We start from the raw sequence: 20,919 nt of genomic DNA, 5'->3' as shown, positions 1-20,919 counted from the left end.
CGCGTCCGGGCCGCCGGGCCAGGTGTACGTCAGGCGGTGACGCCGGCCTCGGGATCCGGCACCGCCATGGCCCACGTCCCCATGGCCTCCAGGACCTCACGCAGTCCCTCGCCGAGCGGGGTCAGCGCGTACTCGACGCGCGGCGGGATCTCCGCATAGGTCGTGCGGGTGACGATGCCGTGCCGCTCGAACTGGCGCAGCCGGCTGGTCAGGGTGTGCGGGCTGATGCCGGGCAGAGCCTCGCGCAGCCGGGTGAACCGGTGGGGGCCGTGGAGCAGTTCGCGCACGATCAGGGTGGCCCACGGTCCGTTGAGCAGCGTAAGGAAGCGGGCGACACCGCACTCGGGCAGACAGGGATCGGTCACAGTTTTGACCGTACCCCATTAGTGCAGTTGATGTAACTGGTGCATCGCATGCACTAATGGCGCCATGACCTACGTGATTCATGGCTCCACCGGCGCCCAGGGTGCCCCCGTCGTCGCCGCTCTCGCCGCCACGGGCAAGTCCGTGACCGCTCTGACCCGCAATCCCGACGCCGTCGTGCACGGCGCGCAGCATGTCGTGGCCGCCGGATACTCCTCCGCCGCAGACCTGACCGACGCCTACCGAGGTGCCGAGGGGGTCTTCGTCCACCTGCCGGTGGCCTCCGAGGAGGACCGTCAGACCTACGCGCACAACATCCTCACCGCCGTCCGCGAGGCCCGGCCGGCCCGCGTGGTGTTCTCCACCAGCGGCTTCCCGATCGATCCGGCCATCGGCGGTGCCGCCGCGACACTGGCCGCCGGCCTGGCCGACTGCGGCGTGTCCCACGCGGTCATCGCGCCCGAGCTGTATCTCGAGAACCTGCTCATGCCGCACGTCATCGGCTCGGTCCGCGAGCGCGGCGTTCTGCCCTACCCGATTCGGGCCGGCTTCCCCGTCTCATGGGCCTCCCACCTGGACATCGCCGACGCCGTCGTCGCCCTGCTCGACCGCACGGACGTCACCGGCGTGGTCTCCGTCGGCCAGTACCCGGCGATCACGGGGCCGGATCTGGCCGAGGCGTTCGGCGCCCGGCTCGGACGGGACGTGGTCTTCGACCAGATCACCGCCGAGGAGTTCCGTACCTCACTGGCGCCCCTGATCGGAGAGAGCGCCGCCGCTGACATCGCAGGGGCCTACCAGGCGATGAGCGCCATGCCCGGACGCTCGATCGCGCCGGAGATTTCCGCCCAGAAGCTGCTGGGAGTCACCCCCCGGACCACAAGCCAGTGGCTGGCCGACATCGGCCTCTGACCACAACCGCTGTCAGCTCCGGCCAAGCCTTCAAGTACTACCGACCGCCCAGGCCGGGACCCGCCCTGACTTCAACACGCTGAACTTGACAGGGAAATCCCGTGGTTCCTGCTGGCCTGCGTTCTCCTGCGGTGGCGCCTGCGTACTCCCTGGAGGTGCGGTGCGGGGGCAGTGCCCGCACCGCACGGTCAGCGTCCGGGCCAGGGGTAGCGGCGGGCGAGGATCGTCCACTCCTCATCCGCCCGGCCCGGTACCAGGCGGCCGTCCGTCTCCCACTGCCCGGCAAGCGCGGTGAAGATGGGCTCCAGTTCGGGGCGCGGAACCGTTTCGCTGACCACCTGCCCGCCGCGTCGAGAACAGCTCAGCTCCCCTGCCGCGCCGCGCTCTGCGGCTGCGTGACGTCCTTGCGGGTCACCGCCAGGTAGACGACCAGGCCGAGGATGACCGCGAGGAACAGCGCGCTGGTGACGACGGTGCCGAGACCGAGGCCGCCGTCGCCGGTCGGCTGGGAGAGGTAGTCGCCGATCGAGGCCCCGAGCGGGCGGGTGAGGACGTAGGCGATCCAGAAGCTCCACACCGCGTCCAGGCCCAGCGTGAAGTGCGCGAGCGCGACGGCCGCGATGGCCAGGGCGAACAGGACGGCCGCGAGCCAATACCCGAGGTTCATACGCTCGGAGACCAGGTCGCCGGCCGCTGTGCCGAGGGCGAACGTGAACAGCACGGCCAGCCAGTAGAACGACTCACGGCTGGTGGTGTCGATGCTGTGGATGGACAGGGTCCGCTCACGCCGGTACCAGACGACGAAGACGACCGCGAGGAGGAGCGCGAAGACCGTGGTGGTCGTCTCCAGCGGTACGCCCATGTTGTCGGTGAGGTTGTCGCTGATCAGCGTGCCGACCACGCTGATCAGGGCGACCGCGAGCCAGTAGACGCCCGCGCGGTAGGCGGTCGTACGGAACTGCACGACAAGGACGACCGCGAGCAGCGCGCTCATCAGGACCGACACACCGGTCAGGCCCAGACCGGCCTTCTCGTTGAGCAGGTCCGCCGCGGTCTCGCCGACCGTCGTGCACAGCACCTTGATGATCCAGAAGTAGGCGGTGACCTCGGGGACCTTGTTCCAGCGCAGGCGGTGCGAAGGGCGGGCGGAGGCACTCGTGCCCGGTTCGGCCTCAGGTGTCTCAGAGAGTTCGTAGGTCATGGGGCGGGACACTGCCAGCGGCTGCCTGAACGCATCCTGACTGCCGCGCGGTTTTCCCGGGCCGCCGGGTCCGGCCTGATCACGATGGGCCGATGCACACCCGCGCCGCGTCCTGGCTGCGGCACCGGCTCGGCCGTGCCGTGGTTCTCGCCTATCTCCTCGCCCTGTTCCTGCCCGGACCCGGCCTGTGGCTGCGCCGACCCCATCTCCTACCGCTGACCCACCTGACGCTCCACACCGCACCGCTCCTGCTGTCCCTGGTGCTGTTCTCGGCCGGGCTCCAGGTGCCCGTCCGCGAGCTGGGCCGCCTGCTGCGGCACCCGAAGGCGCTGCTCGCCGGGCTCGTGCTGCACCTTGCGATCCCGCTGGCGGTCGTGCCGTTCGTCGCGTTCCTGCTGCGGCGCACCCCCGACTCCGACGGCGGCAGCGGGCTGCTCACCGCGATGATCCTCGTCGTGGCGATGCCCGTCGCCGCAGGGGCCACCGTGTGGACCGACAAGGGCGACGGCGACCAGCCGACGATGGTGGGCCTCGTCCTGGCCTCCACCCTCCTCAGCCCGCTCACCACCCCCTTGCTGCTGGAGACGCTGGCGCCGCTGCTGAGTGGCGGCTACGGGCAGGTACTCGTCGACACCGGCAGGCTGGCCCAGGGCGGGTTCGGCCTGGCCACCACCGTGGTCCTGCCCTGCGCGGCCGGCCGCCTGGGTGCTCTCGTCCTGCCCGCGCGGTGGCTGAGCCGTCTGCACAGGACGGTGCTGCCACTGGCCCTGACCGGCTCGCTGTTCCTGACCTACGTCAACGCCAGTGGCGCCCTCGGATCCGTCCTGACCCGGCCCCGCCCGCTGCTGTTCGCCGCCGCCCTGGCCGTGGCCGCCGTGGTCTGTCTGCTGTCCTTCGCTCTCGGCCGGGTCGCCGCCCGCGTCCTGCGGCTGGAGGCGGGTACCGCCTCCTCGCTGACGCTCGCCTGCGGCATGAACAACAGCAGCGCGAGTGCGGTCCTGATCACCGCGTCCCTGCCCGACAAACCGCACCTGCTGCTGCCGGTCCTCGCCTACGGGCTGCTGCAGAAGGCCGCCGCGAGCCGAATCGTCACCCGCCTCAGGCGCGACCGTGCTCCCACACCCACGGCAGGCCCCTGAGCGGGCCTCAGCCGAAGCCCTCTGGCCCGGTGTCCCAGTGTCCCGGCCGGGGCGGGCAGGCTGCCCCGGCCCTCCCAGCCGCAGCTCGTCGGTTCAGTCCACGCTGGGCCGGGCGAGGCCGTGGTCGTAGGCGAAGATCACGGCCTGGATGCGGTCGCGGGCGCCGATCTTGGTCAGGACGCGGCCGACGTGGGTCTTGACGGTGGACTCGGACAGGACGAACCGGGTGGCGATCTCTCCGTTGGTCCAGCCCTTGCCGACGGCGACGAGGATCTCGCGTTCGCGTTCGGTGAGGGAGCCCAGTCCCGGGTCCTCGGGGGAGTCCGCGCGGTGGGCGGGAACGTAGCGGGCGAACTCGTCCAGGAGTCGGCGGGTGAGAGCGGGTGCGATGACCGCGTCGCCGACGGCGACGGCACGGATGCCGGCGAGGAGCTCCTCGGGGCGCGCGTCCTTGAGGAGGAAGCCGCTGGCGCCTGCGCGGAGGGCGGCGTGGACGTATTCGTCGAGGTCGAAGGTGGTGAGCACGAGGACGCGGGAACGCTCCCCGGCGGCGACGATGCGGCGGGTGGCCTCGATGCCGTCCATGCCGGGCATACGGATGTCCATCAGGACGACGTCCGGGCGCAGTTCGGCTGTCTTGCGGACGGCTTCGGCGCCGTGGGCGGCCTCGCCGACGACATCGGTCTCGGGGACGGAGTCCAGGAGCAGGTGGAAGCCGTAGCGTTGCAGCGGCTGGTCGTCCACGATGAGCACGGTGGTCACCGGGCGCCGCCCTGGGGTGTGAGGTCGAGGACGGCCTCGACGCTCCATCCTCCGCCGGCCGCCGGTCCCGCATGGACGGTGCCGCCGTACAGAGCAGCTCTCTCCCGCATGCCCACCAGGCCGTGTCCTTCCTCGTTCGGTGGTCCGGACGGTGTGGCCGGGCCGGTGTCCTGGACCCGGACGGTCAGCCGGGTGTCCTTCTCGACGATCGCCAGACGCACCTGTGTGTCGGTGTCGGCGTGCTTCAGGGTGTTGGTGAGGGCTTCCTGGACGATGCGGTACACCGTCAACTGCACCCCGCTGTCCAGGGCGTCCACGTCACCGGAGGTCCGGTAGACGACCTCCAGCCCGGCGGTGCGCACCTTGGCACACAACGCTTCGATGTCCGCGATGCCTGGCTGCGGACTGAGCTCGGGCCCGCCCGGGGGAACGCCGGTGGCCTCGCGCAGCACGCCGAGCACGCGCCGCAGTTCGCCGAGGGCCTGTCGGCCGGTGTCGCCGATGAGCTGCAGGGCCTCCTTGCCGCGTTCGGGTGCGATGTCGGTGGCGTAGGAGCCGGCGTCGGCGAGCGTGATGATGACGGACAGGTTGTGGCCGACGATGTCGTGCATCTCGCGGGCGACCCGGGTGCGTTCGGTGGCCGTGGCCAGCCTGCTGCGCTGGTCGCGCTCTATCTCCAGCCGGGCTGCCCGTTCCCGCAGTCCGGCGAGCTGGGCCCGGCGGATTCGTACCATCAGGCCGAGCGCGAGGGCCGCGGTCGCCGTGCTCAGCAGGAAGAACAGCGCGTCCCAGACGGACACGGCCGAGGACGCGCGGACCGCGACCAGCGCCATGGCGCCCGCCGTGGTCGCGCAGGCCCACGGCAACTGCCGCAGCCGTCCGTGCAGGGCCAGGCTGTACAGGGCGACGAAGAGGGCGACGTCCGCGCGCAGCGCCGCGCCCAGGGACCACTGGAGGACGAACACCGCCGCGATGACGCCGAAGGCCGCCATCGGCTTGTGGCGCCGCCACAGCAGGGGCAGTACCAGCCCGGCCTGCAGTGCCAGCGTCCCCGCGAGGGGCAGCTGGGTGAAGGCGAGCCGGAACACGGGCGGGCCGTCGCCGTCGCCGTGGCTGTTGTCCACACCGTCGTGGAACAGGTCCGGCAGGCAGAACATCAGGAAGACCACGACGACGACCGCGGTGTCCAGCACCCACGGATGTGTCCGGTCGGCCTGCCTCAGCCGCTGGCCGCCCCGGGACAGACGGGCGACCAGCGGTCCCATTCCGCTGAGGTCATCGGTGGTCACGGGCGTCACCTGTCCATGGTGCGGGTGTCAGACGTCGGAGCGCGCGAGCCGGTACGCCGCGCCGCCCAGCGCCAGCGCCGTCCAGCAGACGAAGACCAGCAGTCCGGCGCCCGGCGACAGGGTCGTGGAGTCGTGGGTCAGCGCGAACATCGACTCCCCCGCACTGGACGGCAGGTAGGGGCTGATGTCGTCCCGCCAGGAGCTCGGCAGTAGGGAGATCAGTCCCGGGATCAGCATCAGGGCAGCCACCAGCACCGAGATCCCGCCGGCCACCGACCTCAGCAGCGCGCCCAGAGCGGTGCCGATCACCCCGACCAGGCCGAGATACAGCCCAGCGCCGAGCAGACTCCGTACGACACCCGCGTGCGAAAGGCCCATGGCCGCCGGCGTGCCCGAAACCATTCCGCTCCCGATCAGGAAGGCGACGAACCCGCCCAGCGTTCCCACGCCCAGCGCGACCAGCCCGAACACGGCCGCCTTGGACCACAGCACGGGCAGCCGTCTGGGCACCGCCGCGAGTGTCGATCGGATCATGCCGGTCGAGTACTCCCCCGCCGTGACCAGCACGCCGAGCACGCCCAGGGCCAGCTGGGCGAAGTTCGTACCGAAGAGGGACAGGCTGACGGCCGTGGACGTGGCGAAGTCCGGGTCCGTCTGGCCGGAGTTGATCCCCGACCTGTAGTGGTTCGCGGAGATCAGGCCGAAGGCCACCAGGAACAACAGGCCGAGGCCCAGGGTGATCCAGGTCGAGCGCAGGGACCACAGCTTGGCCCATTCCGACGAGAGCACGCGCCGACCGGTCAACCGGTAGGCGGGCCGGGCGGGGGTGGTGGTCCGGGGTTCCTCGACGGTTGTGGTGAGGGTGCTCATGCGGACTTCCCGAGGGTCTCGATACCGGTCGTGGAGCCGTGGTACTCCACGGCATCCCTGGTCAGGTCCATGAACGCCTCCTCCAGCGACACGGTCCGCGCGCTCAGCTCGAACAGCGCGATCCCGTGCTCCGCGGCTTTCAGCCCGATCTCGCGGGCGGTCAGCCCGGTCACCTGCAGCTCCTCGGAGCCGATCAGACCGGTGACGTCGACGCCCGGCCCCGCCAGCACGTCCCGCAGCCGCGCCGGGTCCTGCGCCGCCACCTTCACCGTGTCGCCGCCCGCCTCGCGGATCAGGTCTGCCACGGTCGTGTCGGCCAGCAGCCGGCCGCGCCCCACGATGATCAGGTGGTCCGCAACCAGAGCCATCTCGCTCATCAGGTGGGAGGACACGAACACCGTCCGTCCGTCGTCGGCGAGCCCCTTCAGCAGGTTGCGGATCCAGAGCACACCCTCCGGGTCCAGCCCGTTGACCGGCTCGTCCAGCATCACCGTCTGCGGATCGCCCAGCAAAGCCGCCGCGATGCCCAGCCGCTGGCCCATCCCGAGGGAGAAGGCGCCGGCCCGCTTCCTCGCCACGCTGCCCAGGCCGGCGAGGTCGATGACCTCGTCGACCCGGCGGCCCGGAATGCCGTGCGTCAACGCGAGGGATCTGAGGTGGTTGTACGCCGAGCGGCCCGGGTGGATGGACTTCGCCTCCAGCAGGGCACCGACCTCCTGCAGCGGTGCCTGGTGTCGGGCGTAGTGCCGGCCGTTCACGGTGACGGAGCCGCTCGTCGGCGCGTCGAGGCCGACGATCATGCGCATCGTCGTGGACTTGCCCGCGCCGTTGGGCCCCAGAAAGCCCGTCACGGTGCCCGGCTTCACGACGAAGTCCAGCCCGTCGACGGCCGTCTTGTCGCCGTACTTCTTGGTCAGCTGTTGTGCGTCGATCATTCGCGCTCTCCCTGTCGGGCTCCGGCGTGCGTCGCTTCCGACGCCTCACCGGCCACGCTAAGAGCCGAATCACCCCGATTCCGTGGTACCGGGAGGCTGAACCGCGCCGTGCGCGTAGTACCGCGGTACCACGCGACCACCTGCGGTTCCCTCCGTCTTCGTCGCCCCCAAGTCGTCGCAGCAGGCGCCCGGCCGCCGCCTGGGATGCGCTGCGCGCTCGGCACTCTCACCGCGTTGGGCGCCGCCGACGCCACCGGAGACCTGCTCCGGCTGCTGGAGCCCGTCCTCGCCCGATGATGATCACGCGGCGGGCAGGTTGTGGCCCGGGCAGTGGTCCGCCGGGATCAAACCGCTCAGGGACTCGCCTCGCCCTGCGCGATCTCGACCTCGTGGTGGAAGTCGACGACGCCGACTGTTCCGGCCGCGACGGACAGGACCGTGCAGGCCACGAGGAGCAGCGCGGCAGGGCGCGTGGCGCGTGAACACGCCGGGGAGGGGGCGAGGAGGGCGGCGACGCGTTGCGGAACCGGGCCGGTCGTCGCCGCGGGCGCGAAGTCCGGGCGGATGGAGGGAGAGGCGTGGCCGGCAAGGGCGGCGCGGGCGATGGCCGTGGCGATCAGGCGTCGGTCGCCGACGGCGGTGGCGGCGGTCTCGTCGGCGGCCCGTTCGGCGGCGAGCCGGATGGTGTCACGGACGGCGCGCAGGGCGGGGTGGCAGTGGGCGGCCAGTTCGGCGACGACCAGGAAGTAGTGGTGGCCGGCCCGGTTGTGGGCGCGTTCGTGGGCGAAGAGGGCCTCGCGCTCGGCGGGGCCGAGGCTGCGCAGCATCGCGGTGGTGACGACGATGCGGTGGGGCCGTCCGGGCAGGGCGTACGCGTCCGGGTGGGGCGAGTCGACGACGCACAGGTCACCGGCGGCGGGGCGGCGGTCGGCCTGTGTGCGGGCGGTACGAAAGGCGCGGGTCTGCCGGAAGGCCGAGCGCGCGAGGGTCAGCGCGCTGAGGGTGAGCACTCCGGTGGCCGCGGCGGCCACCGGGAGGACGAAGTAGTCCGAGGGGGTACGCAGGGGGTGGACGAGTTCACCGAGGGAGGCGAGGGCGGGGAGTTCGAGCAGTCCGGTCAGGACCAGGGCGCCGAGTGCGGCGACGCAGGTTCCGGCCAGCGCCAGGGCCGATGCGGTGAGGATCCACAGCGCGGTGGCGGGGGCCAGGCGGCCGAGGGTCCTGCGGGCAAGCGTCGGCGCAAGGAAGGGCAGGAGCAGAGGTACGAGCAGGAGGGCGGTCATAGCTCGTCGCCCTCCAGGAGGCGGCGCAGGAGCTGCTCGTCGCCGGGGTTGAGCTGGGCGACGAAGCGGGCCAGGACCGTCTGGCGGTCGGTGTCCCGGTCGAGCTCGGTGTGCATGCGCCGGGCGGTCAGGCCGGGAGCGTCCTGCACGGGGAAGTAGGCGTAGCCCCGGCCCTGCCGCTCACGGCTGACGACACCCTTCTCGTGCAGACGGGTCAGGATCGTCGTCACCGTCGTCCTGGCGAGGCCGGAGCCGAGCTCGATCTGCACGCGCCCCGCGCTGAGCGGCGCTCCGGCCGCCCACAGCGCGGCCATGACAGCGGCCTCCAGCTCACCGGCCGGCCGCCTCTCGTCCTTCGCGTCGGTCATGGAACCTTCCTCACCCCGCTATCGTCTACAGTTCAGTAGACCGTCTACAGAATTGTAGTCAGTCGTCGGGTGTGCCGTTGCGCCGCATCCGACGGTCCGGGAGAAGGATGAAGGATGAGGTGCTCTCGACGATGACCACAGCCGTGCACCTATCGTCGCAGCTCGCCGCCAACGTGCTGGATGCCCGGTCCCTGCTCTCCGCGTTCGGCGTGGTGGGCGTGGGTGTGGTGCTGTTCGCCGAGACCGGGCTGCTGATCGGTTTCTTCCTCCCGGGCGACTCGTTGCTGTTCACCGCAGGGCTGCTGTGCACCGGCGCCGCCGACCGCGGCCTGAAGCTGTCGCTCGCACCGCTCCTGGTCGCCGCGGCGGTCGGGGCACTGGCGGGCTCGCAGTGCGGATATCTCCTGGGCCGAAGAGCCGGCGGCGCCCTGCTCGCCCGCAGCCGTTCGGCCCGCCTGCACGAGGGCGCGAAACGTGCGGAGGAACTACTGGAACGCTACGGGTACGCGAAGGCGATCGTGCTGGCCCGCTTCGTTCCGGTGGTGCGCACAGTCCTGAACCCGATGGCGGGCGCCCTGGGGGTGCCGGTGCGGACATTCACCCTCTGGCAGGTGACCGGCGGGCTGGTGTGGAGCCTGGGTCTCACCCTCGCGGGATACGCGCTGGGCTCCTCCGTACCGAACGTGGACCGGTACCTGCTGCCGATCGTCGCGATCATCGTCGCCCTGTCGCTGATCCCGGTGGCCACCGAGGTGCACCGCTCGCGCCGGGACGCGAAGGCGAAGGCGGCGCGCGGATGATCCTCGCCCTCAACGGCTCGGTGGTCGACGGCCCGGCCTACATCGACGTGGTGCACCTGGCCGGGCACGCTCCCGCGTGGCTGAACGACACGGTGGCCGCGTGGTCGACGTACGGGCTCGCCATGTTCGCGGTGCTCATGACCGTCGGCTGGTGGCAGGCCCGGCGGGAGGGCGCCACCGCGTCGGTGACGGCCCTCGCCGCGCCGTTCGTCGTGGTCCTGGCGTACGGAGTGGACGCGGCGCTGAAACTGCTGGTGCGCGAGGACCGGCCCTGCCAGAGCCTGCGGGTGGCCACGCTGGAGGCGTGTCCGGCGTCCGGTGACTGGTCGTTCCCCAGCAACCACGCGGCCGTCGCCGCCGCCGCGGCCGTCGCCCTGTTGTTCGTCTCCCGCCGGCTCGGCACGGTCGCCGCGGTGGCCGCCGGTGCGATGGCGGCCTCGCGCGTCTGGGTCGGCGCGCACTACCCCCACGATGTGGTGGCGGGGGTCGTGGTGGGCGTTGTCACCGCGCTGCTCGCCGTGCCCGTACTGCGCGGGCGTACGGAAGCCCTGGCCCTGCGGCTCGCGGCCACCCGTCTGCGTCCGCTGCTGGTGGTGGCGTCATGAAGCGCGCCGACGTCGCGGAACTGGCCGGCAGCTGCGGCCTCGGCGCGTGGACCGCCTTCGGTGTCCTGACCATGGTCGTGGTGGGCCACGACGGCATACCGCTGTTCGCGGACGGCGACCTCCTCTCGTGGTCCGCCTCCCACCGGCCGGACGTGGCCCTGGCGTTCGCCCGTGGGCTCACCGCCACCGGGACGGGCGTCGTCCCGTTCGCGCTGGCCGCGCTGGCCGGAGTCATCGCGGGACGCACCCTCCGGCAGCGGGCGCTCGCCGTGGCCCTCTGTCTGGCCTGTCTGGGGGCGGGTCAGGGGCTGCGGTACGCGGTGATGGCGCTCATCGCCCGGCCGCGGCCACCCCTGACGGACTGGAAGACGCATGCCTCGGGATGGGCGTTCCCGTCCGGTCACACCACCACGGCGGCCCTCACCGCAGGGCTGCTGATCGTCGCCGTCCAGGTGCGCGACCCGCGTGGCAGGACAGCGTTCGCCCTGGTCATCGGCGGCTGGGGCGCGCTGGTCGGGCTGACCCGCGTCTACCTGGGAGTGCACTGGTTCACCGATGTCGTCGGCGGCTGGCTGTTCGCCCTCGGCTGGCTGGGCGCGTGTCTGTGCGCCGTGGCCTGCTGGCTGCCCGAGCGTTGGACCGCCGGCAAGAAGGACGCGGACAGGGCACGAGAACAGAGGGAGAACCATGACCATGCGCCAGACGATCCTGATCGTCGAGGACGATCACGCCCTGCGTGATGTGCTGCTGCGCGGGCTGCGCGACGAGGACTTCGACACCGTGCCCGCGCCGGACGGCGCCACCGCTCTGCGGCTGGCCACCGGCGACGTCGCCGCCGCTGTCCTCGACATCGGGCTGCCCGACGCCGACGGGCGGGACGTGTGCCAGGCGATGCGCGCGAACGGATTCCGCTCCCCCGTCATCTTCCTGACCGCCCATCACCGGCTGGCCGACCGGCTGTCCGGGTTCTCCGCCGGGGGCGACGACTACCTGCCCAAGCCGTTCCATCTCGCCGAACTCGCCGCCCGTCTGCGGGCAGCCCTCAAACGGATCGCCCCGCCGCCCGTCGCCACAGCGGGAGACCTGCTCCTGGACGCCGTCCGGCACCTGGTCAGCGTCCGGGGCGTAGGGGTCGATCTGACGCCGACCGAGTTCCGTCTCCTGGCCGCGCTCATGACAGCTTCCGGCGGTGTCGTGCGCCGCCGCGAGCTGGTCCGGGCGGGCTGGCACGAGGGCGCCCAGGTCCACGACAACACCCTCGACCAGTATCTGACCCGGCTGCGCCGCAAACTGCGCGAGGCGGGCAGCGACCGGACGATCGCCACCGCCCGCGGGATCGGCCACCGCCTGTCATGAGCGGCGTCCGCCACCGGCCGCGGCCCACCGTGACCGCCGTCCTCCACCGGCTGGCGCCCCGCACCCTGCGCGGCCGGCTCTCACTCGTGGCCCTCACCACGGCCGCGCTGCTGATGCTGGTCCTCACCGTCGCCTTCAACGCCGTGGCCCAGCGCCGCCTCCAGCACCAGGCGGACGACGAACTGCGCGCCCGCGCCGCCGCCGTCGCGACGACCGTCGACACCAGCGGCACGACCGTTCGCGTGCTGGAGACCTCCCACGACGACCTCCTCGACACCAACGTGTGGATCTACGCCGGCCGCCGACTGCTGGAAGAGCCACCGGCCGCCGGCCCGCTGACCCGCGTCGCCGACGCACTCGCCGGGCGCGGCGGACGACGGTGCGTCACCGCCGACGTCCATGGTCCCCTGCGTCTGTGCTCCCAGCCGGTGCCCGGCGACAGGAGCGAGGCCACGGTGGTCACCGCGCTCGACCTCTCCCCCTATCGCAGTTCGGCCGACACCCTCCTGCTGGGATCGCTCGCCCTGGACGCCGTGATGCTCGCCTGCACCTACGCCCTGACCCGGCTGGCGGTCGGCCGTGCGCTGCGCCCCGTCCGCACGATGACCGACCAGGCCATCCAGTGGAGCGCCGTCGCCTCCGAAGAACGCTTCGGGAGCACCGGGCACCCGGCCGAACTCGCCCGCCTCGGTACGTCGCTGGACGCCATGCTGGACCGCATCCGCACCTTGCTGCGCCACGAGCGGCAGCTCACCGGGGAACTCTCGCACGAGCTGCGTACGCCCCTGAGCCGGATCATCGCCGAACTCGACTGGTGGCAGACCCGCCCCCGCACCACCGGCCAGACCCGCGCCACCCACCGGGTCATCGCGGATGCCGCCGAGTCCATGCGCGCCATCTGCGACACCCTCCTGGACGACGCCCGGGGCGCCACCCTCACCGCACCGGGCACCGCCGAGGTTCTGCCCGCACTGCACCGCCTCACCGAACTCCTGGACGTGCCAAGCCACTTGGCGGTCACAGCGGGCGGCCCACGCCTACAGGCCGGCGTCCCGACCGCCCTCCTCGAACGCATCGTCAGCCCCCTCCTGGCCAACGCCTGCCGCTACGCCCGCACCGGCGTCACCGTCCACGCCTACCGCACACCCGACGGCGTACGCATCGACGTCACCGACGACGGACCCGGCGTACCGCCCCCGTTCGCCGCACGGCTCTTCGAGCCCGGGCAACGCGCGGATCCCGGCGACGGACACCACGGTGCGGGCCTGGGACTGCCGCTGGCGCGACGCCTGGCCCGCTCCGTCGGCGGCGAGGTGACCTACGACCCCGGGCACACGCCCGGAGCACGCTTCGTCGTCAGCCTGCCCGCCGGCTGACAGCAGCCCCGCTCGGCGGCACCCGCGCATCACTGCAAGCGGTCGCGCCGAATGTCCTTGCGAGAGGCGGCCAGATAGCCGACGAAGCCGAGGATGGCCACCGTCCAGGACAGCGTGACCGGCCCCAGGCCCAGGTCCAGCCCACCCCGCTCGTGGCCGACGGCCATCCAGTCGGCGACGGACGCACCGAGTGGGCGGGTGATGACGTACGCCGCCCAGAAAGCGACGACCGCGTTCAGGCCGCCCCAGCGGTGAGCGACAGCCGGAACAGCGATCGCGGCGGCGTACAGGACGGCGGAACCCAGATAACCGAAGCCGACCGTGGCGGTGAGGTCGCCCGCGGCGGTGCCCAGGGCGAAGGTGGCCAGGACGGCGGCCCAGTAGAAGGTCTCGCGGCGCCGGGTGTGGATGCTGTGGATGGACAGGGTGCCTTCGCTGCGGTACCAGAGGGCGAAGACGGCGGCCAGCGCGGCCATGAAGAAGGGGGTCGACAATGTGTACGGCACGCCGAGGCCGACGTGCAGGACATCGGCGGCCATCGTGCCGAACACGCTGACCATGACGATCGCCGTCCAGTAGATCCAGGCCACATACCGGCGGGCGGCGAACTGGACCACCAGGGCGACGACCAGGGCCATGCCACCGAGGCCGACCGCAGGGATCGGGCCGAACAGGCGGGCCAGCCAGTCGGAGGCCGTCTCACCCATACCGGTCGTCAGCACCTTGATGATCCAGAAGTAGACGGTCACCTCCGGCACCTTGCTTGCCACGTGTCGTGCGTGGCGCGGAGGCCGGTTGTCAGTGAGGTGATCTGTCGTCATGGCAGGCACGATGGCACGGGGTTCGGCGGTTGCCCCAGACCCCTTTGCCAGAGTTTTGGCGCTTCCGGTACCCGAGTTGCCCAAGGCCCGCCCGCGCCTGAACACAACCTGAACACAGTGGCCGATCGGCTGGTCAACGGCGCGCGACTGGTGATACCGGTGCTCTCCCGACGTTGCCACAACGGCCGAGAAGCAGGAACGCGACAGCCGACCGCCCGAATGTTCAGGGGGACAGGTGATCCTTCAGTGCGTGGCCGTGGCCTCGTACATCGGCGTCGCCGACTGGTTCACGTCCTCCACGTCCTTCGCCAACCCACACCACTCCACCAGGGATTCACCGGACATCGCATCGGCATGAGCGTCAGGGCCGGGCTCGCCTGGGGCGCCGACGGCCACCTCCCGCTGCTGATCTCCGGCGGCATCGTGTTGGTCCTCGGCGGTGTGCTGCCGGCCGCTGCCCGCTCGCGGACCGCAGCCCTCTGAACCGGCATCCCCGATGAAGGCGCGATGAACCGGTCGGCTTCCGGCCATAGGGAGTGACAGGTTCTAGTCAAAGGCTGTCCAAGTGGCGGACGCCTCCTGCCGCCGGTGGTCGGGTTCTGTGCGACGGCTGTACGACCACCCGTTACCCGTTCTTCGGAGGACCTGGTGTCAGCACCCACCCGTAAGAGACGATGGCTCACGATCTGTGCCATCACCGCATCCGCCGCACTCGTCGCGATACCCGCCGGCGCCGCGCCCGGCGGGAACAGTAGCCCCTTCGGCGCCCGCGCACTCGCCCAACTCGCCGCCGAACGCGCCCAGTCGGTGGGCGCCATCACCCCCAAGGCCAAGGCGGAGGACGATGGCGGCGGTGATGACGGCAACGAGGCCGACGAGATAGCCGAGGGCGCGGACCAGTACGCCGAGGCCCGCACCTCACCCGGCGTCGTCGCACCGGGCGCCTATGGCGCCGCCTGGACGAGTCTGACCAATCTGGCGAGCACCGGCGGCAGTTGGCGCAACATCACCGACCTGCCGTACAACTCCGATGATGCGCGCTACCGCGACTACGACTCCAACTCCAGCGGCGGCTCGGGCAATGTCACCGGCCGGATGGCCGCGATGGCCGCCGACGACGACGGGTACGTGTACGCGGGCAGCGCGGGCGGCGGAGTGTGGCGCTCCCGCACCGGCGGAGGTCACTGGCAGCCGATCAGCGACAGGCTGCCCGCGCAGTCCACCGGCGCCCTCGCCCTGGACGGCGGCGGCCGGCTGTGGCTGGGAACGGGCGAGGCGACCACCAACGCCGACGCCTACCTCGGCAGCGGCGTCTACGTCCTGTCCGACCCGCACCACGGCACGTTCTCCACGCGCAGCCGGGTCGGCGGCGACGAGCTGGAGTCCACCACCATCCGCCAGCTGCGCTTCGGCGGAGGCAAGGTGTGGGCGGCGACCAGCGAGGGGGTGTGGAGCCACTCCACGAAGAAGCTGAGCGGATCCTGGAAGCTGGAGTTCACGCCCAACCCCGACTACCTGCCCGGGGGTTCGAAGGCGAGCGACGCCTCGGCCGCGTACAAGAACATCACCAACGACATCGCCATCGACCCGAAGAACCCCTCCAAGGTGATCCTCGCGATCGGCTGGCGCAGCGGTGACGAATACAACGGCTTCTACACCAAGGTGAACGGCACCTGGACCCGGATCACCAGCGGCTTCGGCGACCTGCCGACCGACGCCGACAACGTCGGCACCGTCACCTTCGCCCGCTCCGCCGACGGCTCGCGCTACTACGCCATCGACGAGTCGCCCGCGCAGATGGCCGCCAACCCCGACAGCGGGCTGGCGGGCATCTACAGCGCCGGCTCGCCGTTCGGTCCCTGGACGAAGGTCGCCGACTACAAGCAACTGGCCGCCGACGGCTCGGCGCTGACCTCCAGCGGCTACATGCCGGGCGTCCAGTCCTGGTACAACCAGTTCCTGACCGTCGACCCGAACGACCCGCAGCACGTGTACGCGGGCCTGGAGGAGGTCCACGAGACCAAGGACGGCGGCGCCACCTGGTCGGCCGTCGGCCCGTACTGGAACTTCGGCTTCCCCTGCTGGAGCATCGACCCCACCAAGCAGACGGGTGACTGCAACCAGACCACCCACCCCGACCAGCACGGCGTCGCGATCGGCAGCTACCACGGCAGGAGTTTCGTCTACGTCGGCAACGACGGCGGCGTCTACAAGCGCCCGCTCCACGGCCGGCAGGACGCCTCCGGGCACGCCACCGACTGGACCTCGCTCAACGACGGCACCATCGACACTCTCCAGTACTACTCCGTGGGCGTCGGCAAGGACCTGACCTACGGCGGCGTCTCGGTCACCGGCGGCCTGCAGGACAACGGCCAGTCCATCCTGCGCAGCAACGACCGCGTGATGGGCTCCAACTTCGGCGGCGACGGCGGCGACACCCTCACCGACCCGGCCAACGGCTGCAACATCGCAGAGGAGTACGTCTACCTCGCCATCCAGGTGACCCAGAACTGCGCCGTCAACGACGGCAGCTGGGTCACCGACCCCAGCAAGATCACGTCGTACAACGTCGCCCCCGCCGACAACGCCACCGGTGAGGCCCGCTTCATCGCCCCGATCACGGCCGACGCCAAGAACAGCTCGACCTGGATCGCCGGCGGCCGCCACATCTGGGTCCAGACCCACGGCTACGCCATCCGCAGCGGCGACGAGTGGACCAACGTGTACGACCTCGGCGCCGGCCGCACCGCCACCGCTGTCGCAGCCTCGGGCGGCAAGGTCTACGCGGCCTGGTGCGGCCCCTGCAACAACCAGGGCTTCGCCCGCGGCATCTCCGTCGGCAACGCGGACGGCACCGGCTGGCACGACATCACGCTCCCCGCCACCGGCACGGACGGCACCGTGCCCAACCGCTACCTCAGCGGCTTCGCCATCGACCCCAAGAACGCCGACCACGTCTACCTCGCCGTCAACGGCTTCTCCCGGCACTGGACCGAAGGCCCCGGCGCCGGGATCGGCCATGTCTTCGAGTCCACCGACGGCGGCACCACCTGGAAGGACGTCTCGAAGAACCTCCCCGACGTACCGACCGACTCCGCGGTCGTCACACCGAACGGCGGCCTCGCCGTCGCCACCGACCTCGGCGTCGTCTACCGCGCGCCGGGCCGTACGACCTGGCAGCGCGTCGGGAACCTCCCGGCCGTCGCCGTCCTCCAGCTGAAACTGAGCCCCGACGGCAGGACGCTGTACGCGGCCACCCACGGCCGCGGCATCTACACGATCAACGTGCGCGACTGCCACTGACTCAGCGACATCGGATGGGGTGATCCCGGGATTTTCTCGGGATCACCCCTGCGACGTGTACGGCACCACACTCACGTCCAACGTGAACGCGACGCGCGCCGCGCCCGCCACATCCGGTGCCTTCGCGAGCGCGGTGATCTTGGCGGTACCGCCCCGGGTACCCGCGCAGCGCAGCGAAGCGCGGGCCGAGCCGTCCGCCGCCACCTCCCATCCGGACGCCAGGACGAAGACCGGCGCTGAACTCAGCACACCCGTCCACCGCTTGTCGTCGTTCCGCGGCCGGAGGACGAGAGACACCACCGTCCCGGGCCGAACACACAGGTCGTGAGCAGAGGCGTCTCCCGGACGGTGGGAGACGGTGGTGGAGCCCGCGACGCACCCTGGAGGCGTGGAGGCTGTCCCATGAGGGGCCGAGGCTCGTGTCGACGGCGTCGACAGGGACGTTGCCGACCTTGTCACCGAAGGGGTGCCGGTGGATGGACCGGCAGAAGGACGGGGCGGCACCGAGTCCGCCTCCGAATCGTCGCCATTGCCTCCGCAGGCGGTCAGAAGACAGGAGACAGCCACCAGGGCGGCCACGAGCAAGGTCCAGGATCCTCGACCCCGTCTGCAGTCCTCCATCATCATGACCACTCCCTTTACGCCACCGAACATCACTGCGACGCCCTCGGTCACAGTTCGGTTCCCGTCGCCAGAGGAGAAGCGGAGGGTCTCACCGTATGCCCGAGCCGACCCGAGCCGAAGGGGCTGGAGCTTGTCATACGCGTCGCCGACCGATCCGATGGATGCCGCGATGCCGTCTCGGTCCAGATGTTCGGCGAGCGTGAATGATGTGTATTTGCCCGGACTCACATCCGAGTGATGGACCGGTTCCCCGCGTCGCGGCGGAGTGCCCGTCCTGTCGCGCTGCCAGAGCGCCATCTCCAGGGCGGCCGGGACGAGTTCGGCGTGTTTGGTGGTTGCCGCGAACCAGCCGACGATGCGGCGGGAGAAGGTGTCCACGACGAAGGCGACGAAGGCGACGTAGACGACCGGAGGTGCGGTTTGGCGCGTCGGCCCGATCGGCTGAAGTGGGGTGCCCCGGCTGCGTCCGAGCCGGGGTTGGTCAGTCTTCGAGTTCGTGGCGGACGCGTCGGGACGGGCTGAACGTGTAGAGGTCGAGGATGCCGGGTGCCTCGGCGAGGCCGGGGCCGCCGTTTTTGACCCAGGTGGTGATGTCGGCAGCGGCTTCGGGGTCGTTGACCTGCCCGAGCCAGACCGGGCGTCCGCCGGCTCTGCGGCCTTCGGCGGAGGGCTGGATGACGATGACGTTGGCGCGCTCGCACGCGTCCAGACAGTCGGTACGCCGCACCATCGCGACTCCGGCCAGTTGGGTGCGCAGGTCGGTGAGCTGGGCTTCGTGGTCCAGCCGTGGAACCTTGGCAGGCGTGCCGCAGCAGCAGCCGCGGCAGACGGTGACGATGGGCCGGGGCGCTCCTGTTTCGGGGGTGGCCTTCTTGCTGTGGCGGCTCATCGCGTGTCCTGGGTGGTGCGGTTCCAGGCGGCGTCGCGCAGCAGGCGCAGGCCGTTGAGGCCGACGATGACGGTCGATCCCTCGTGCCCCAGTACGCCGAGGGGCAGCGGGAGATGACCGGCAAGGTCCCAGATGACCAGGCCGGAGATGAACACTCCGGCGATGACCAGGTTCTGCACCACCAGGCGGCGGGCCGCCCGCGAGAGGGCGATGAGCTTGGGGACGGTGGCGAGTTCGTCGCGGACGATGACGGCGTCGGCGGTTTCCAGGGCGAGGTCGGAGCCGGCGCGGCCCATGGCGATGCCGGTGTGGGCGGCGGCCAGCGCGGGGGCGTCGTTGACACCGTCGCCGATGACCAGCACCTTGCGGCCGCGGGCCTCCAGGCGGCGTACTGTCTCGACCTTGTCCTGGGGCAGGAGGCCGGCGTGGACGTCGTCCGCGGAGATGCCGGCCTCAGCGGCCAGGCGGGCGGCGGCGCGGGGGTTGTCGCCGGTGACCAGCATCGGGGTACTGCCGGTCAGCGCGGTCAGGGAAGCGACCGTGGTGGCGGCGTCGGGACGCAGCCGGTCGGCGATGCCCAGCACCCCGACCGGGATGCTGTCGCGCAGGACCAGGACGGCGGTGTGGCCGCCGTCCTCCAGGTCCGCCGCGGTCTCGGCGGCGCGGGCCCAGAGGGTGTGGTTGGTGTCGTCGTTGGCGTCGCGGAGGCGGGCGGGGGCACCGACCGCGACCGTGTGTCCGTCGACTGTGGCGGTGACGCCGATACCGGGGGCGGAGGTGAAGTCCCCTACGTCCGCGACGGCCAGGTGGCGGGCACGGGCAGCGTCGACGATCGCGCGGGCCAGGGGGTGTTCGCTGGGGTGCTCGGCGGCAGCCGCCAGCGCCAGCAGGGCGTCCTTTGCCAGGCCGGAGCCGGGCAGGGGGCGGATGCCGGTGACGCGAGGGGTGCCCTCGGTCAGGGTGCCCGTCTTGTCCAGGGCGACCGCGTCGACCTGCCCGAGACGCTCCATGACCACGGCGGACTTCACCAGGACGCCGTGGCGTCCGGCGTTGGCGATCGCCGACAGCAGCGGCGGCATCGTCGCCAGGACCACCGCGCACGGCGAGGCCACGATCATGAAGGTCATCGCCCGCAGCAGCGAGGCGGTCGGATCCCCGCCGAACGCGAGGGGGACCAGAAAAACGGCAAGGGTCGCGAAGACCATGCCCAGGCTGTAGCGCTGCTCGACCTTCTCGATGAACAGCTGGGTGGGTGCCTTGGTCCCGGAAGCCTCCTCGACCATGGCCACGATCCGGGCGATCACCGAGTGCGAGGCGTCCCGCCCGACCTTGACCCGCAGGGCACCGGTGCCGTTGAGAGTGCCGGCGAAGACCTCGTCACCGGTCTCCTTCGCGACCGGCAACGGCTCCCCGGTGATGGTGGCCTGGTCCACCTCGCTCGCCCCGTCCAGGACACGGCCGTCCGCGCCGACCCGCTCTCCGGGACGCACCAGGACGGTGTCCCCGACCACCAGGTCCTCGGTCGGGACCGTCGACTCGCCGCCGTCGGCGGCCAGCCGTGTGGCGGTGGCCGGGGCCAGGTCGAGCAGACCGCGGACCGCGTCCTGGGTACGGGCGGTCGCCAGAGCTTCCAAAGCGCCGGAAGTGGCGAAGATGACGATCAGCAGAGCGCCGTCCATCACCTGCCCGATCGAGGCCGCGCCGACCGCGGCCACGATCATCAGCAGGTCCACATCCAGCGTCTTGCCCCGCAGCGCCGTCAGCCCAGCCCAGGCCGGCTCCCACCCGCCGGTGACGTAGGCGGCGGCGTAGACAGGGCCCCACGACCAGGCGGGTGCGCCGGCCAGCTGGAGCGACAGCGCGATCAGGAACAGCATCAGCGCCGCAATGGCCCAGCGCGCCTCGGCCAGGGCGAACACGCGCGTACGGCGCACCCGCGTACGGCGCTTCGGCGCTGCGGGAGAGGCGGCCGGAGCTGCCCGTTCGGGCCGTGTGATCAGGTCGGAAGGCACGACGAAGCAAC

General features: G+C 71.4%; 23 protein-coding genes and 1 pseudogene. 11 read left to right on the top strand and 13 right to left on the bottom strand.

Annotated elements, in window-relative coordinates:
• Positions 1–29 precede the first annotated feature (29 nt).
• The gene (locus tag G3I56_RS29475) at positions 30–365 is read right to left on the bottom strand and encodes a helix-turn-helix domain-containing protein (protein ID WP_164414208.1); all 336 of its coding nucleotides are present in this window, start codon (positions 363–365) and stop codon (positions 30–32) included.
• 64 nt (positions 366–429) lie between these two features.
• On the opposite strand from G3I56_RS29475, the gene G3I56_RS29470 reads away from it, so the two are divergent.
• A complete protein-coding gene (locus tag G3I56_RS29470) occupies positions 430–1,275 on the top strand; it encodes an NmrA family NAD(P)-binding protein (protein ID WP_164414205.1) in 846 nt (281 codons plus the stop codon).
• A 188-nt stretch (positions 1,276–1,463) separates the two neighbouring features.
• Here the strand turns inward: G3I56_RS29470 and G3I56_RS29465 are convergent, their stop codons facing one another.
• A complete protein-coding gene (locus G3I56_RS29465) occupies positions 1,464–1,613 on the bottom strand; it encodes a hypothetical protein (RefSeq protein ID WP_164321687.1) in 150 nt (49 codons plus the stop codon).
• Positions 1,614–1,636: 23 nt separating this feature from the next.
• Positions 1,637–2,476 (bottom strand): hypothetical protein, encoded by an 840-nt coding sequence (locus G3I56_RS29460; protein ID WP_164414203.1) that lies wholly within the window; start codon positions 2,474–2,476, stop codon positions 1,637–1,639.
• Positions 2,477–2,568: 92 nt separating this feature from the next.
• Between G3I56_RS29460 and G3I56_RS29455 the strand changes: the two genes are divergently transcribed.
• On the top strand, positions 2,569–3,615 hold the full coding sequence (locus tag G3I56_RS29455; RefSeq protein WP_164414201.1) for a sodium-dependent transporter: 1,047 nt from the start codon (positions 2,569–2,571) through the stop codon (positions 3,613–3,615).
• A gap of 93 nt (positions 3,616–3,708) precedes the next feature.
• Here the strand turns inward: G3I56_RS29455 and G3I56_RS29450 are convergent, their stop codons facing one another.
• The 4 genes from G3I56_RS29450 to G3I56_RS29435 are packed head-to-tail and all read right to left on the bottom strand — an operon-like array spanning position 3,709 to position 7,471.
• On the bottom strand, positions 3,709–4,377 hold the full coding sequence (locus G3I56_RS29450) for a response regulator transcription factor (protein WP_164414199.1): 669 nt from the start codon (positions 4,375–4,377) through the stop codon (positions 3,709–3,711).
• Entirely contained in the window at positions 4,374–5,666 is a 1,293-nt protein-coding gene (locus G3I56_RS29445) for a sensor histidine kinase (RefSeq protein WP_164414197.1), read from the bottom strand. Before G3I56_RS29445 ends, G3I56_RS29450 begins: the two co-directional genes overlap by 4 nt.
• 27 nt (positions 5,667–5,693) lie before the next feature.
• Complete coding sequence (locus G3I56_RS29440; protein WP_164414195.1) at positions 5,694–6,536, bottom strand: ABC transporter permease; 843 nt, start codon at positions 6,534–6,536, stop codon at positions 5,694–5,696.
• On the bottom strand, positions 6,533–7,471 hold the full coding sequence (locus tag G3I56_RS29435) for an ATP-binding cassette domain-containing protein (protein ID WP_164414193.1): 939 nt from the start codon (positions 7,469–7,471) through the stop codon (positions 6,533–6,535). The genes G3I56_RS29440 and G3I56_RS29435 overlap by 4 nt, the downstream gene beginning before the upstream one ends.
• Positions 7,472–7,579: 108 nt before the next feature.
• On the opposite strand from G3I56_RS29435, the gene G3I56_RS29430 reads away from it, so the two are divergent.
• A complete protein-coding gene (locus G3I56_RS29430) occupies positions 7,580–7,768 on the top strand; it encodes a hypothetical protein (protein ID WP_164414191.1) in 189 nt (62 codons plus the stop codon).
• Positions 7,769–7,824: 56 nt separating this feature from the next.
• On the opposite strand, the gene G3I56_RS29425 is transcribed toward G3I56_RS29430, so the two are convergent.
• Both G3I56_RS29425 and G3I56_RS29420 read right to left on the bottom strand, forming a co-directional pair.
• Positions 7,825–8,754 carry a M56 family metallopeptidase gene (locus G3I56_RS29425; protein ID WP_164414189.1) on the bottom strand — a complete coding sequence of 310 codons (930 nt, stop codon included), beginning with the start codon at positions 8,752–8,754 and terminating at the stop codon, positions 7,825–7,827.
• Complete coding sequence (locus tag G3I56_RS29420; RefSeq protein WP_164414187.1) at positions 8,751–9,122, bottom strand: BlaI/MecI/CopY family transcriptional regulator; 372 nt, start codon at positions 9,120–9,122, stop codon at positions 8,751–8,753. The genes G3I56_RS29425 and G3I56_RS29420 overlap by 4 nt, the downstream gene beginning before the upstream one ends.
• A 131-nt stretch (positions 9,123–9,253) precedes the next feature.
• Between G3I56_RS29420 and G3I56_RS29415 the strand changes: the two genes are divergently transcribed.
• The 5 genes from G3I56_RS29415 to G3I56_RS29395 are packed head-to-tail and all read left to right on the top strand — an operon-like array spanning position 9,254 to position 13,259.
• Positions 9,254–9,922: a DedA family protein gene (locus G3I56_RS29415; protein ID WP_164414185.1), complete on the top strand. Its 669-nt coding sequence runs from the start codon at positions 9,254–9,256 to the stop codon at positions 9,920–9,922.
• The gene (locus G3I56_RS29410) at positions 9,919–10,527 is read left to right on the top strand and encodes a phosphatase PAP2 family protein (protein ID WP_164414183.1); all 609 of its coding nucleotides are present in this window, start codon (positions 9,919–9,921) and stop codon (positions 10,525–10,527) included. Before G3I56_RS29415 ends, G3I56_RS29410 begins: the two co-directional genes overlap by 4 nt.
• A complete protein-coding gene (locus tag G3I56_RS29405; RefSeq protein WP_164414181.1) occupies positions 10,524–11,267 on the top strand; it encodes a phosphatase PAP2 family protein in 744 nt (247 codons plus the stop codon). The genes G3I56_RS29410 and G3I56_RS29405 overlap by 4 nt, the downstream gene beginning before the upstream one ends.
• Positions 11,221–11,883: a response regulator transcription factor gene (locus tag G3I56_RS29400; protein ID WP_164414179.1), complete on the top strand. Its 663-nt coding sequence runs from the start codon at positions 11,221–11,223 to the stop codon at positions 11,881–11,883. The genes G3I56_RS29405 and G3I56_RS29400 overlap by 47 nt, the downstream gene beginning before the upstream one ends.
• Complete coding sequence (locus G3I56_RS29395; RefSeq protein WP_164414177.1) at positions 11,880–13,259, top strand: HAMP domain-containing sensor histidine kinase; 1,380 nt, start codon at positions 11,880–11,882, stop codon at positions 13,257–13,259. The genes G3I56_RS29400 and G3I56_RS29395 overlap by 4 nt, the downstream gene beginning before the upstream one ends.
• Before the next feature lie 29 nt (positions 13,260–13,288).
• On the opposite strand, the gene G3I56_RS29390 is transcribed toward G3I56_RS29395, so the two are convergent.
• Positions 13,289–14,080, bottom strand: coding sequence for a hypothetical protein (locus G3I56_RS29390; protein ID WP_164414175.1), 792 nt, complete (start codon positions 14,078–14,080; stop codon positions 13,289–13,291).
• Between the two features lie 250 nt (positions 14,081–14,330).
• On the opposite strand from G3I56_RS29390, the pseudogene G3I56_RS44155 reads away from it, so the two are divergent.
• From G3I56_RS44155 to G3I56_RS29380, 3 genes and pseudogenes are all read left to right on the top strand, one after another.
• A pseudogene (locus G3I56_RS44155) lies at positions 14,331–14,396 on the top strand (antitoxin); the annotation flags it as partial.
• A gap of 38 nt (positions 14,397–14,434) precedes the next feature.
• The gene (locus G3I56_RS44830) at positions 14,435–14,563 is read left to right on the top strand and encodes a hypothetical protein (protein WP_275406864.1); all 129 of its coding nucleotides are present in this window, start codon (positions 14,435–14,437) and stop codon (positions 14,561–14,563) included.
• 165 nt (positions 14,564–14,728) lie between these two features.
• On the top strand, positions 14,729–17,383 hold the full coding sequence (locus G3I56_RS29380) for a glycosyl hydrolase (protein ID WP_164414173.1): 2,655 nt from the start codon (positions 14,729–14,731) through the stop codon (positions 17,381–17,383).
• A 42-nt stretch (positions 17,384–17,425) separates the two neighbouring features.
• Here the strand turns inward: G3I56_RS29380 and G3I56_RS29375 are convergent, their stop codons facing one another.
• From G3I56_RS29375 to G3I56_RS29365, 3 genes are all read right to left on the bottom strand, one after another.
• Complete coding sequence (locus tag G3I56_RS29375) at positions 17,426–17,632, bottom strand: acetyl-CoA synthetase (RefSeq protein ID WP_343240087.1); 207 nt, start codon at positions 17,630–17,632, stop codon at positions 17,426–17,428.
• Between the two features lie 856 nt (positions 17,633–18,488).
• Positions 18,489–18,896: a (2Fe-2S) ferredoxin domain-containing protein gene (locus tag G3I56_RS29370; protein WP_164414171.1), complete on the bottom strand. Its 408-nt coding sequence runs from the start codon at positions 18,894–18,896 to the stop codon at positions 18,489–18,491.
• A complete protein-coding gene (locus G3I56_RS29365) occupies positions 18,893–20,908 on the bottom strand; it encodes a heavy metal translocating P-type ATPase (RefSeq protein WP_343240086.1) in 2,016 nt (671 codons plus the stop codon). The genes G3I56_RS29370 and G3I56_RS29365 overlap by 4 nt, the downstream gene beginning before the upstream one ends.
• Positions 20,909–20,919 lie beyond the last annotated feature (11 nt).

Source organism: Streptomyces sp. SID12488 (assembly GCF_010548275.1).
Taxonomy (GTDB): Bacteria; Actinomycetota; Actinomycetes; order Streptomycetales; family Streptomycetaceae; genus Streptomyces.
Note: the sequence above shows the minus strand (reverse complement) of the source record. Positions and strands in the feature narration are given on the sequence as shown.